Source organism: Pseudomonas quercus (assembly GCF_012033695.1).
Classification (GTDB): domain Bacteria; phylum Pseudomonadota; class Gammaproteobacteria; order Pseudomonadales; family Pseudomonadaceae; genus Aquipseudomonas; species Aquipseudomonas quercus.
In genome coordinates this window covers 75649-88102 of sequence record NZ_JAAVJI010000003.1, presented here as the reverse complement: position 1 = coordinate 88102, position 12454 = coordinate 75649, and the positions used below count along the sequence as shown (strand labels likewise).

Sequence of the window (12454 nt, the reverse complement as noted above, 5' to 3'; positions counted from 1 at the left end):
GTGTGCAGGTGATCGTCCATCAGCCTCGGTGGGCTTGCATATATTGACGCAGTAACTGATTGATCCTGGTCTGGTAGCCAGTGCCTTGCCCTTTGAACCATTCGAGTACATCAGCATCAAGCCGAATGGTCACCGCCCGCTTTACTGGAAGACGCAATTCAGCACGCCGAAAAAAATCGTCTCCGAGTTCTGGAGTATCGCTGATATCGATCTCATGATCACCAAGCTTTGTTACGCGCTCCCAATCAGTTTTCGATGCGTTCGACATAACGTTGAGCCTCCTGTTTTGTTGCTTTTCGCGCAGAGATGATACGTATGACATCCCCACTACGTTCTGTATACACAACTACACCAATCAAAATTTTGATCCAGCCAATGCTGATCCACCGCTCCTCTCCATAGTCCGCTCGGTCGTCGCGCATGGCCAGCATTGGGTGATTGAAAACCTCTGGTATATCGTTGAAATCAATCCCGTGCTTGCGAATATTGATTTGATTTTTGGCTTCATCCCACTCAAAACGCACGAGGCTATCCGTATTTACTTTTGTACATACACAATAGTGTATCTAGGCAAGCCTAGGAGAGTGCCGGGAAAGCTTTACCAAAGAATTCATCAGCCCCTCGCGGCTCATGACATCAAGCCATGTAACGCCTCAATCATCTCCTCAACCCGCTCGAATGCCCGATCAACCGCTGGCAGCACTGGCCGCGCCAGCATCACCACGGGTATGCCGCGTTCGCGGGCAACCTGCAGCTTGGGTTCGGTGGCGCCGCTGCCGCTGTTCTTGCTGATCAGCACGTCAAATCGCCCTTGGGCGAAGAGGGCGCGCTCCTGCTCAAGCTGGAACGGGCCACGTGCACCTATTACGGTGCAATGGTCATTGCCGGGGTGGTCGTCCAGGCAGCGCAGTGTCCAGTACTGATGGGCCGGAATATCGCTCAGGTGGGCCAAGGGTTCACGGCCGAGGGTGAAGAAGGGCCGCTCGAACGCGCTGATAGCCTGGCTCAGCGAGGCCCAGCCTGTCACATTGCGCCAGTCGTCACCGGGCTGGGGGTGCCAGCCGGGGCGGCGCAAGGCCCAGCAAGGAATGCCGGCATGCCCTGCGGCCTGGACAGCGTTGTGGCTCATCTGCGCCGCATAAGGGTGTGTAGCGTCCACCAGCAGCGTGACGCCTTCGGCGCGAATGTAGTCGGCCAGCCCCTCGGCGCCGCCATAGCCGCCCACTTTCACTGTGCAGCGAAGGTCTGTGGGAATGCGGCCGATGCCCGCCAGGCTATAGATATGCTCCGGCCCCAGTTCGCGGGCGATGCGCAGGCTCTCAGTGACTCCACCCAATAACAGTATCCGCATTACCAAGGGCCTCCCGCCCGGCCGACCACGCCGCCCTGACGGTCGATGGCAATCACTTCCACGTCCACGGACGCTGGCACCACGCTACGGGCGAAGGCCAAGGCGTGCCGGCACACTTCATCGCCCAAGGCCACCTGCGCGGCTGTGGCCAGGGCTAGCGCTTGCTGGCTGGTGTTGGCCCCATGAATCTCTGCCAGCAGGGCCTCCTGCGCGCCCAGCGCCGCGGCCCACCGGGCCAGTTGTGGCAGGTCGATGGACGAATGCCGGCTGTGCAGGTCCATGTGCCCGGCAGCCAGCTTGCTGATTTTGCCAAAGCCGCCACACAGGCTCAGGCGGGTCACAGGGACTTTGCGCAGGTGCTTGAGCACAGCGCCCACGAAATCGCCCATCTCGATCAGGGCGATGTCTGGCATGCCATATAACCGCCGGATAGTGTCCTCGCTGGCGTTGCCGGTGCAGGCAGCGATGTGGTCGTAACCGTTGGTATGGGCCACATCGATGCCTTGATGAATGGACGCGATATAGGCCGCGCAGGAAAACGGCCGTACGATTCCGCTGGTGCCCAGAATTGACAAGCCACCCAGGATGCCCAACCGAGGGTTCATGGTTTTCAAGGCCAGTGCTGCGCCGTCACGCACCCCCAGTGTCACTTCAAACCCGCCTCGATAGCCCTGCACAGCCGCCAGGTGCCCCAGGTGTTCGGTCATCATTTTGCGGGGCACGGGGTTGATGGCGGGTTCGCCTACCCCCAGCACCAGGCCGGGGCGGGTCACAGTGCCTACGCCTTCGCCCGCCTTGAACAGCACGCCCGGCACGTCTGTCAGCCTGACCTGGGCCTGCACAAGCGCACCGTGGGTCACGTCCGGGTCATCGCCTGCGTCCTTGAGTGTGCCGGCCTCTGCCTCGCCTGGTAGCAGGCCCCGGCAGAATTCCAGGCGCAAGGTCACTTCACGCCCTTTTGGCAACGTGACTTGCACCGCATCCATGGCGCTGCCTTCCAACAGGAGCGTAGCGGCCGCCAGGCTGGTGGCGGTGGCGCAGGTGCCGGTGGTCAAGCCACTGCGCAGCGGCGCGGGATGCTCGGCGGTTTCGTTACGCATGGTCGGGCTTTTTCAGGTCAAGCAGGGTGATGGGCAGCGCCTGGCGCCAGGTTTGGAAATTGCCCAATGGCTGTGCCTGCGCCACCTGTATCCGCACCAGCTCACCACCGTGCAAAGCCTGCCAGTTGAACAGCGCCATTTCGCTTTCCAGCGTGACCGCATTGGCTACCAACCTGCCACCGGACTTGAGCGCGGCCCAGCAGGTGGCCAGTACCCCTTCAACGGTTACGCCACCGCCAATGAAGATGGCATCTGGTGAGGGTAGCTCCTCCAGAGCCTGGGGTGCACGGCCGTTGACCACCTGCAGGTCGGGCACACCCAGGGTAGCGGCATTATGGCCAATCACCTTGTGGCGGCCTGTGTCCGCTTCTACGGCAATGGCCCTGCAGCCAGGATGGGCGCGCATCCATTCAATGCCGATGGAGCCGCAGCCAGCGCCTACGTCCCAGAGCAATTGCCCAGGGCGTGGCGCCAGGCGCCCCAGGGTAACTGCCCGTACGTCGCGCTTGGTCAGCTGGCCGTCATGCATGAAGGCCGAATCGGGGAGGCCGGGCACACACGGCAGGGGAGCGATACCTTCATCAGCGAGCAGTTCCACCCCCACAACGTTGAGGTCCCGGAAGGTCGCTTCCTGCCACGCTTGCGCTGTGGCGGCATGGCAGGCTTCCTCGGGGCCACCCAGGTGTTCCAGCACATGTACCCGGCTGTGGCGGAACCCTGCGGTACACAGCAGGTTGGCAACCAAGGCGGGCGTGCCGCCATCGCGGCTGAGCACCAGCAGCCGTTCGCCCGTGTGCAAATAGCGGTTGAGCACGGAGACAGGCCGGTTGACCAGGGAGGCCACTTGGGTATCGGCCAGTGGCCAGCCCAACCGCGCGGCGGCCAGTGATACCGACGAAGGTGAGGGGATCACGTGGCATTCGGTAACGGGCAACTGACGTGTCAGGCTGGCGCCTACCCCGTTGAACATGGGGTCGCCGCTGGCCAGTACACAGGTTGGGCGCCCACGGCGCTCCAGCACCGGTGCCAGGGAAAAGGGCAAAGGCCAGGCCAGCCGCTCGGCCCGCAGGCAGGGCGCAAGCAGGTTGAGCTGGCGGGGTGCCCCGATGATCAGGCTGGCCTCCAGCAGGGCGCGCCGGGCCTGTTTTCCAAGGCCTGGATAGCCATCTTCGCCGATCCCGACAATGGTCAGCCAAGGCAACATGAAACATCCTCATGGGTAATCCGACAGGCTGGATTTTCATGCTGTCGGTCAAAGCAGGCATAATACCGCGCACTTCTGCTCAGAAGTGCCTTTCGACGATTGCCGGGTGATCTTTTGAACAAGCCATTGCCGGCCCCCTTGCCTGCTGCACTGCCCAGAACATCGGCTTGCCCGGGGTTGCTGCGTATCGTTGCCGCACGTGATGGCGGGCTATGCCGCATCAAGCTGCCAGGCGGCGTCATCACCGCCGCTGGCGCAGAGGCCGTGGCCGATGCTGCGCGGCAGTTTGGCAACGGTTCGGTGGAGCTCACCAACCGCGCCAACGTGCAGTTGCGGGGCATTACACCGGCCAATCAAGACCGGCTGATAGCTCTGGTGATGGCGGCAGGCCTGGGCCCCGCGTCTGCCGGGGCCGATGATGTACGCAACCTGATGCTCAGCCCCATGGCCGGGCTTGACCCTTCGGCGGCACTGGACACTCGGCCCTTGGCCGCCGAGCTGCTGCAGGCCTTGGAGCAGCGGCCCCATTACCACCAGTTGTCCCCCAAGTTCGCCCTTCAGCTGGACGGGGGCGAAGCCCTGGCCGAACTGCAGCATGCCCACGACCTGTGGCTGTCGCCGCTCTGGTTGCACGAGGAACTGCACCTGGCGCTTGGGCTGGCCAGCGCGATCGGCAATTCCCTGCCTGTGGCCGCCGTACCTTTCAGACAGGGTGTGGCCCTAGGGCTGGCCGTACTGGACCGTTTTCTGGCCTTGGCCGGCCCTGCACCGGGCCGAATGCGAGAGGTGTTGGAGCACTACCCAGCCTCGGCACTGCTGGAAGGCTTGGACGTGTACCAAGGTCCGTTCGGCGCGTTGCCACCCCGTGTTGTACCTCCAGCGCTAGGGCTGCATCTTCAGAAACAGGCCGGGCAGGTGTCGGTGGGGGTATCGCCGGCACTGGGCCGCCTTCCTGCCGACGCACTGAGCGCTTTGGCACGGTTGTGCTGTGAGGTTGCCCAAGGTGAACTGCGCCTTACCCCATGGCAGGGCGTGATAATACCGGGCGTTGCCAAGGCTCAGGCCCAAGCTGTACAAGCCCAGGCGCAGGCAATGGGCCTGTTGGTGGACCACCGGCAACCTCTGGCCGGGCTAGTGGCCTGCACGGGGTCAGCCGGGTGCCAGCGCGGGTTGGCAGATACCAAGGCCGATGCCCGTCAATTGGCGACTCTGCTCGGCCGTGCTGTGCCAGTACACCTCACCGGCTGCACCCGGTCATGCGCCTACCCCTCGGTGGCACCCATGACACTGCTGGCGGTGTCGCCCGGCCGATACGACCTCTTCTCCCGCGACCCACACTTGCCTGGCTTTGGCCGGCCGCTGGGTCAGGACCTTACTGTGCAAGACGCAGCGATGCATATCGCTGCCTGCTCACGGAGCACCTTTGATGATTGATTACATTCGCGATGGCCAGGCGATCTATCGCAACTCCTTTGCCATCATTCGGGCCGAGGCGGACTTGAGCCATATCCCGGCCGACCTGGAAAAGCTTGCTGTGCGGGTGATCCATGCCTGTGGCATGGTCGATGTGGTACAGGACCTCCAGTTCTCCCCTGGTGCCGGTACGGCCGGTCGCCAGGCGATTGCGGCAGGTGCGCCGATCCTGTGCGACGCACACATGGTGGCCGAGGGCGTGACCCGTGCCCGGCTGCCGGCCAATAACCCGGTAATCTGTACGCTTAAGGACGAACGTGTACCCGGCATGGCCAAGGAGCTGGGCAATACCCGCTCGGCGGTCGCGCTGGAGCTCTGGCGCCCCCTGCTCGAAGGTAGCGTCGTCGTGATCGGCAACGCACCCACCGCATTGTTTCACTTGCTGGACATGATCGACGCGGGCGCGCCCCGCCCCGCGCTGATACTGGGCTTCCCGGTAGGCTTCGTGGGCGCGGCTGAATCCAAGGCCATGCTGGCAGCCGATAGCCGGGGCATTCCTTTTGTAGTGGTCAATGGCCGGCGTGGCGGCAGTGCCATGGCGGCAGCGGCGGTCAATGCGCTTGCCACGGAGGTGGAATGATGCCGCCGGGTCGCCTGTTCGGCCTGGGCGTCGGCCCAGGGGACCCCGAGTTGATCACTGTGAAAGCCCTGCGCCTGTTGCGTGAGGCGCCGGTGGTGGCGTACTTCGTTGCCAAGGGCAAAAAGGGCAATGCCTTCGGCATTATCGAAAGCCACCTGCAGCCCGCGCAAACCCTGTTGCCGCTGGTCTACCCGGTCACTACCGAAGCACTGCCAGCGCCTTTGTCCTACGAGCGGGTGATTTCGGACTTCTACGATCAGGCCAGTGTTGACGTAGCAGCCCACCTGGAAGCCGGGCGAGATGTGGCGGTGATCTGCGAAGGCGACCCCATGTTCTATGGGTCTTATATGTACCTGCACGATCGCCTGGCTGAACGCTATACCGCCGAAGTCATTCCAGGCGTGTGTTCCATGCTAGGTGGCGCGGCAGTGCTGGGTGCGCCGCTGGTGTACCGTAACCAGAGCCTGTCTGTGCTATCGGGCGTGTTGCCAGCTGAAGAGCTCAAGCGGCGGCTGGCGGATGCCGAGGCGGCCGTCATCATGAAGCTAGGCCGCAACCTGCCTAAGGTACGCCAGGTACTTGTGGAACTGGGGCTGGGAGACCGTGCCTTGTACGTGGAAAGGGCCACCATGGCCAACCAGAGGGTTGTGCCACTGGCGGAGGTAGACCCCACGTCGTCGCCTTATTTCTCGCTGGTGATCGTGCCTGGCGAACGGTGGCAGGGATGAGTAGCACGCAGCGCATCGCCATCATCGTGCTTGGGGCCTCGGCTCTGCCTGTGGCCCGGCGTATTCAGGCGGCCCTTCCACAAGCCCGTGTATTTGGCCTGGAAGGGCGTGCAGATGCCGCCGACGTAACCTATACGGCGTTTGGTGATACCGTGCGCGCGTTGTACCGCGAGGGGACGGGCCTCGTGGCCTTGTGCGCCGCTGGGATCGTGATTCGGGCGCTGGCTAGCGTTCTGGAAGAAAAGGGCAGCGAGCCGCCCGTGCTGGCTGTGGCCGAAGACGGCAGTGCGGTGGTGCCATTGCTGGGTGGCCTGGGTGGGGTGAACCGGCTGGCAAAGGACATAGCCCAAGCGCTGGGGGTTGCCCCGGCGATTACGACCAGTGGTGAGCTACGCTTCGGCACCTGCCTGCTCAACCCACCTGAAGGGTATGTGCTGGCTGACCTTGAGCAAGGCAAGCATTTCGTTTCGGACGTGCTGGCAGGCCAGCCCGTGCGGGTCGAAGGGGCCGCGCCTTGGCTATCAGAGGCCTCTCTTGTCGAGCAGCCAGGCGCGAGGCTCGCTATCCGCATCAGCCCTTGGCTGGCACAAAGCGCTGATGCGTTGTTGATCCATCCCAAGTGTGTTGCGGCCCTGGTGCAAACGGCCGATGGGGACATTGCCGGGCAGGTGGCCAACGCATTAAGTGAAGCAGGCCTGGCGCCTGCTGCGCTGGCGTGCCTGTTGGCCCCGCCTACCCTGATGGGCAAGGCCGCTCTTGAAAGCGGGGCCCACGTGTTGAATGCAGGCCTTCGCTTCATTCGGGCAGGGCAGTGCGCCGAGGGCGTGCTCGGTGAGCTGCCAGGCGCAAGCCAGGTAGCACACGGCAACATTACCTTGGTCATTGGTACAGAACCCTTGCAGATAGACTCGCTGGGGCAGCGTCGAGGTCGCCTGGCGGTGGTAGGGCTTGGCCCCGGCGCTCGGGCATTCATGGTGCCAGCGGTGCAGGCCGAGCTGGCGGGCGCACAGGATATTCTGGGCTATGAAACCTATGTGAACATGGCCGGGCCGTTCCGCCCTGAACAGGTATTGCACTGTACGGACAACCGCGAAGAGCTGCAGCGGGCGCGGCATGCCTTGGAACTGGCTGCCACGGGGCGTTCAGTAGTGGTGGTATCGTCTGGCGACCCTGGGGTATTTGCCATGGCGTCCGCTGTGCTCGAAGCCCTGGAGGCGGCGCCTGAACCGGCGCTGCAGGCTGTAGAGCTGGTTATTCTGCCCGGTGTGTCGGCGTCACTGGCCACGGCAGCACTGGCTGGAGCGCCCTTGGGCCATGACTTCTGCATGATTTCCCTATCAGACAACCTCAAGCCCTGGTCGGTTATCGAGGCGCGGCTCGACCTGGCCGGCCAGGCGGACCTGGCCATGGCGTTCTATAACCCGATTTCCCGTTCGCGCCCTTGGCAGCTAGGGCAGGCACTGGAGGTGGTTCGCCGGCACCGGGGGCCTGCTACGCCTGTAGTACTGGGCCGGGATGTGGCACGGCCGGCCCAGCGGTTAACCGTGGTCACCTTGGGCGAGCTGACACCGGAGATGGTCGATATGCGCACCATGGTGCTGGTGGGGTCGTCTACAACACGTGTGATACCGCGGGCAGAGGGCCCGCCCTGGGTGTATACACCACGGTGGTACCCTAAGGCGCCCTGAGCAGGAAATGGTTCTGTCCTGACCTGGTTCAATCCCGGCGCTAAGTTGCGTGCCGACACCTCACAAGCGGTGCTCACCACTTTTCAGGGATTGAACCACCATGACTACTTCGCAGGACATCACGCTCGAACAAGCCGCCGTTGTGGGTAATAGCCTTCTTGGCTTCGGTAAAGGCCTGTCGGCCGACGAGCGCCAAGCCGTGCGCAATACCTTTCAGTTGGCCACATTGGTAGCCGACAAGTCTTTCGACCAGCAAACCCAGGCCGAGGCCTGGTTCCGCAAGCTGGTGAACGTAATGGTGAATACCAACTGGGTAAACCTTACCTCCCAGTACGGCCAGCGCATGGACACGACCCATTCGTTAAAGGTGGCCAACGTGCTTATCGGCGTGGTTCAGGCCGCCGTGGCCACAGTGATTTCCGGCACACCTGTCGGCGCGGTGCTTACTGCCATGGCCGGTGACCTTGTCGAAAAGCTGCCCAAGACCGGCGAGGCGTTCAACCTGTTCAACCGCAAATCGCACACTGATAACGGCGTGCGCGCAGGTATCGCCACGTGTGCCAAGTCGCCCGAGGGCGAGATCATCCTGGCGCTGGGGGTTGTGAACTTAGCTAAAGCCAAGCATGACGTGGACGTCTTCTTCTTCGATTGGAGCAGTGATGACGCCACCATCACCAGCTCTTCTGTTGTCTTGAGCGCTACGCCTGCCGAGATGGCCAAACGTAGTGAAATGGTGGAGCTTGCCCTTGGGAAGAGAGCGCAAGAAAACATCCAGGTTTACCTGGACCTTCTAAATAGCTAATTCCTCAACGGGGCCGGCGATGGTCGGCCCCTCTTGGACGTTCCTATAATGATCAACGATATTTCAGTGGCGGGTTCCGGCCTGCTGTCTTTTGCTGCGGACATTTCCGAGCGTGAGCGATCCACGGTGATCTACGCCATTCGTCATGCCCAGCAGGCTGCCAGCGACCTCTATGAGCAACAGTCCAGTGCAGACTGGTTTGAGTTTTTCTGTAGGCAATTGCGTTTTCTGGGTTGGGATGCAGCACCACCCAGCGAGCCGTTCAAACCCAACAGAGGGCGCCAGCGTGTGCTGGAAGCGGCGGTAGAAAAGATGCGTGAGCGCGACCCTCACTTCCATTCATTGGCCGTGGCTGGTGTGCAGGCGCTGCAAGCGGATGAACCAGGGCTGCTACTGTTCGAGCGCTATGCACGGCGTCACCACTATGGGATGTTTCAGCTGCTGCCGTGTGCCCGTAGCCGGCTTGCCAGTGGAGTGGGGGTTGTTGACCTGCTGGTGTATCACGAGGAATTGGACATGCGTGATACCAGCCCATGCTGCCTTATCAAAGACACGCCGCCACCTGCGATCACTGCCCGTTTGCAACTGGTGCGCGTGGACACGCGTGCGCTGGAGGCCACTTGGCTGCCGAAGATAAAGGCGCGCTTTGCCAAACCTTGGGAGGACGGGACGTATATGCGGTTGCTGGCTGCCTCTTAGCCAACCTAGCCCCGTTCGACCTCGCTAGCATTGCTGTCGCGGTGAGCCACCCAATGGTCGATCAGCTCTCGCAATTGGGACATCTCCACCGGCTTGGCCATATGGCCGTCCATGCCTGCTACCCGAGCGCGCTCCTTGTGCTCGCTGAGAATGTGCGCCGTCAGCGCGACGACAGGCGTACGTTCGCGGCGGGTACCCAGCTCCCAGGCACGCAATTGCTGGGTGGCACTGAAGCCATCCAGGATGGGCATTTCGCAATCCATCAATACCAGGTCGTAGCGCCGGGCCTTCATGGCTTGCAAGGCTTCTTCGCCATTGCTGGCGGTATCTGGCTGGAGGTTGAGCTTGCCGAGCATGCCGCGTATCACTTTGGTTGAAATGCTGTTGTCCTCGGCCACCAGAATGCGGAAGTCTGCAGGTACGCCAGGCTCTTCGAAGGCTTGCCGGGCAGGTGCTGCCGACAGGTGCGCGTCGGCCAGGGTGCGATGGGACAGTTCGTCAGCCAAGGTGGTACGCAAGGTGTAGCCAGCCACGGGTTTGGCGAGTATGCGCTTTACACCGGCATTGCGTGCAATCACCTTGCTGGGCGCATTGCTGATCCCTGTCAGCATGATGATCAGAATGTCGTGATTCAGGCTGGGGTCTTCCTTGATTTTGGTAGCCAATTGCATACCGGTCATGCCTGGCATGTTCTGATCCAGCAGCACGACGTCGAAATAGTCCCGCAAGTGCGCTTTGGTGCGCAGCAATGCCAGGGCTTCCTTGCCAGAGGAGGCGGCGCTCACATTCAGACCCCAGGCAGTGCACTGCTGTACCAGTACCTTGCGGCACGTGTCATTGTCATCCACTACCAGAACGCGTGCGTCCTTGAGGCTGCTGTCCAGGTCAGGGTGAGGCTGCTCCATGCGCTGCGCGTCCAGCGGCAGGGTAAGCCAGAAGGTGCTGCCCTGATGAGCACCGCTTTTGATACCGAATTCTCCGTTCATCAACCCGATCAACTGCCGTGCGATAAGCAGGCCAAGGTGGCTGCTTCCCGGCTTGTTGGTAGTCAGAAGGTCCTGGCTGCGCAGTTCGGCATGAAGCAGCGCATCACGTTCCTCAGGCGGGAGGGGGTCACCACTGTCTTGTACGGCGATACGCAAGCGGGGCGCGCCTCCCCGCTGGTCCAAGGCAGCGGCTACCAGTACTTCACCGCCAGTGGTCTTTTTCAGCGCGTTATCCAGCATGGCCAGCAGCGCTTGGCGCAGGCGCATGGGATCGCCGCTGATAACGCGTGGCACTTGTGGCTGAGTGAAGCTGATGAGCTCTACATTTTGCTGCTCGGCCCGCCCGCGATAGATGCTGAGGCACTCTTCCATCAGCGCGTTGAGGTCGAATTGCACGTCGTCCAGTTCGATCTGGCCCGACTCGATCTTGGAAATGTCGAGAATGTCATTGATCAGGGTGAGCAGCTCATTGCCGGCCCCATGAATGGTCTGTACGTAATCACGTTGCTTGACCGACAGCGGCGTTCCCAGCAGCAGCTCTGTCATGCCCAGCACACCATTCATGGGTGTACGTATCTCATGGCTCAACTTGGCCAGAAACTCTGCCTTGGCATTGGTTTCGGCGGTGGAAGCCGCCAACGCCCTGCTGGCGCTGTAGCGGTCTTCATTGATACGCCGCAGGCGTGTGGTCAACGCCAGGTTCAACATGCCGCCGCTACACACGGCACACGCGAGCATGGCAAAGATCAGCCACTGTACGGGGGTGCGGGTGAGCACAAGCATGGCCGGCAATACCACCAGGAATCCGATACTGCACAAGGCCATGGCCAGTGTGAACAACCGCGCAGGTGGATAACCGCGATACCAATGGCGGGCGGCTACCACCAGCATGCACAGGCATGTGGCCGCCACCGCAGCGTATGCGGTGAAGTTGAGCGGCAAGTTGGCAAGGAACATCAAAAGCACGCCGGCCAGGGCAATCAAGCCCATAAGCCCTGTAACCAGGCGGTTGAGCCGTGGGGAGGGGCGGGCAGCGAAGAAGCGCAGGGTGTACATGAGGGCGCATTCGGCACCCAGCAACATGGCGAAATAGGCAGCCGGCGTACGCGCGGTATTCCAGGGTGCAATCCAAGGATGGCCCAGGTTGACCAGAATCAAGGCGCTGGCCAGCACCAACGCCTGGCAGGCGCCTAACCACAGGCTGCTGGCGGAACGATTGAGGGCATAGCGTGCCAGGTTATGCAGAATCAACATGGCCATGCAGCCCAGCAGCACGCCGAACAACAGCGTTTGGTTCTGGTGGGCAGCCGCCTGGATGGCAGGCTCTAGTATTATGCCTGGGCGCACCTGGTGCTCGGTCATCAGCCGCAGGTAGACGTCTACAGGTGCCTGGTTGATTGGCAAGGGCAACAGCAGGTCGCCACTCTTGGGTAGCGGTGCTTCCCCCACGGTGTCGTAACCATTGCGGCTGTGTTGCAGCAACTGATCATTGGCAAAGGTGTACAGGTCGAACCGTGAAAGGTCGGGCGCGAACAGGCGGATGATCTGCTCGTGGGAAGACGGAGGCAGGCGGTAGTGAAGCCAGAGGGCACTACGAGGGGGCGCGGCATCGATCTGGCGCAGGTCTATGGGCGCAAACTGGCTTTGATAGCGCTCTGAGCGTATGTCGCTGATCTGAAGCGCGGCCTGGTCATCGACAAAGATGGCCCAGCCAGTGCCCTGCTCGGCATAGGCGGGCGTCAGGCTGGAAACCAGCAGCCCAACGATGAAAAGCAAGGCAATCCTGAGCCGATGCACGGGCAATTCCCTGTCCTGGATAAGCGTGTACTGAGTATAACCGTGC

Annotated in this window: 12 protein-coding genes; 6 read left to right on the top strand and 6 right to left on the bottom strand. The window is 62.0% G+C overall.

What is annotated here, in order from left to right; translation table 11 throughout:
- Positions 1 to 19: 19 nt before the first annotated feature.
- The 5 genes from HBH25_RS06780 to cbiE form a co-directional block, all read right to left on the bottom strand.
- Entirely contained in the window at positions 20 to 268 is a 249-nt protein-coding gene (locus HBH25_RS06780) for a BrnA antitoxin family protein (protein WP_168082813.1), read from the bottom strand.
- Positions 246 to 524, bottom strand: coding sequence for a BrnT family toxin (locus HBH25_RS06775; protein ID WP_168082811.1), 279 nt, complete (start codon positions 522 to 524; stop codon positions 246 to 248). The genes HBH25_RS06780 and HBH25_RS06775 overlap by 23 nt, the downstream gene beginning before the upstream one ends.
- Before the next feature lie 104 nt (positions 525 to 628).
- Positions 629 to 1351 carry a cobalt-precorrin-6A reductase gene (locus HBH25_RS06770; RefSeq protein WP_168082809.1) on the bottom strand — a complete coding sequence of 241 codons (723 nt, stop codon included), beginning with the start codon at positions 1349 to 1351 and terminating at the stop codon, positions 629 to 631.
- Positions 1351 to 2451, bottom strand: a complete 1101-nt coding sequence (locus tag HBH25_RS06765) for a cobalt-precorrin-5B (C(1))-methyltransferase (protein WP_168082807.1) — start codon at positions 2449 to 2451, stop codon at positions 1351 to 1353. The genes HBH25_RS06770 and HBH25_RS06765 overlap by 1 nt, the downstream gene beginning before the upstream one ends.
- Positions 2444 to 3655, bottom strand: a complete 1212-nt coding sequence (gene cbiE, locus HBH25_RS06760) for a precorrin-6y C5,15-methyltransferase (decarboxylating) subunit CbiE (protein WP_168082805.1) — start codon at positions 3653 to 3655, stop codon at positions 2444 to 2446. Before cbiE ends, HBH25_RS06765 begins: the two co-directional genes overlap by 8 nt.
- A gap of 114 nt (positions 3656 to 3769) precedes the next feature.
- Between cbiE and cobG the strand changes: the two genes are divergently transcribed.
- From cobG to HBH25_RS06730, 6 genes are all read left to right on the top strand, one after another.
- Positions 3770 to 5089: a precorrin-3B synthase gene (cobG, locus tag HBH25_RS06755; protein ID WP_168082803.1), complete on the top strand. Its 1320-nt coding sequence runs from the start codon at positions 3770 to 3772 to the stop codon at positions 5087 to 5089.
- Positions 5082 to 5708: a precorrin-8X methylmutase gene (locus HBH25_RS06750; RefSeq protein WP_168082801.1), complete on the top strand. Its 627-nt coding sequence runs from the start codon at positions 5082 to 5084 to the stop codon at positions 5706 to 5708. The genes cobG and HBH25_RS06750 overlap by 8 nt, the downstream gene beginning before the upstream one ends.
- The gene (locus HBH25_RS06745; protein ID WP_168082799.1) at positions 5705 to 6436 is read left to right on the top strand and encodes a precorrin-2 C(20)-methyltransferase; all 732 of its coding nucleotides are present in this window, start codon (positions 5705 to 5707) and stop codon (positions 6434 to 6436) included. Before HBH25_RS06750 ends, HBH25_RS06745 begins: the two co-directional genes overlap by 4 nt.
- Entirely contained in the window at positions 6433 to 8124 is a 1692-nt protein-coding gene (gene cobJ / locus HBH25_RS06740; RefSeq protein ID WP_168082797.1) for a precorrin-3B C(17)-methyltransferase, read from the top strand. Before HBH25_RS06745 ends, cobJ begins: the two co-directional genes overlap by 4 nt.
- A 100-nt stretch (positions 8125 to 8224) precedes the next feature.
- Positions 8225 to 8926, top strand: coding sequence for a hypothetical protein (locus HBH25_RS06735; RefSeq protein ID WP_168082795.1), 702 nt, complete (start codon positions 8225 to 8227; stop codon positions 8924 to 8926).
- Between the two features lie 48 nt (positions 8927 to 8974).
- Complete coding sequence (locus HBH25_RS06730; protein ID WP_168082793.1) at positions 8975 to 9625, top strand: hypothetical protein; 651 nt, start codon at positions 8975 to 8977, stop codon at positions 9623 to 9625.
- 5 nt (positions 9626 to 9630) lie between these two features.
- On the opposite strand, the gene HBH25_RS06725 is transcribed toward HBH25_RS06730, so the two are convergent.
- Complete coding sequence (locus HBH25_RS06725) at positions 9631 to 12408, bottom strand: response regulator (RefSeq protein ID WP_168083502.1); 2778 nt, start codon at positions 12406 to 12408, stop codon at positions 9631 to 9633.
- Positions 12409 to 12454: the final 46 nt, after the last annotated feature.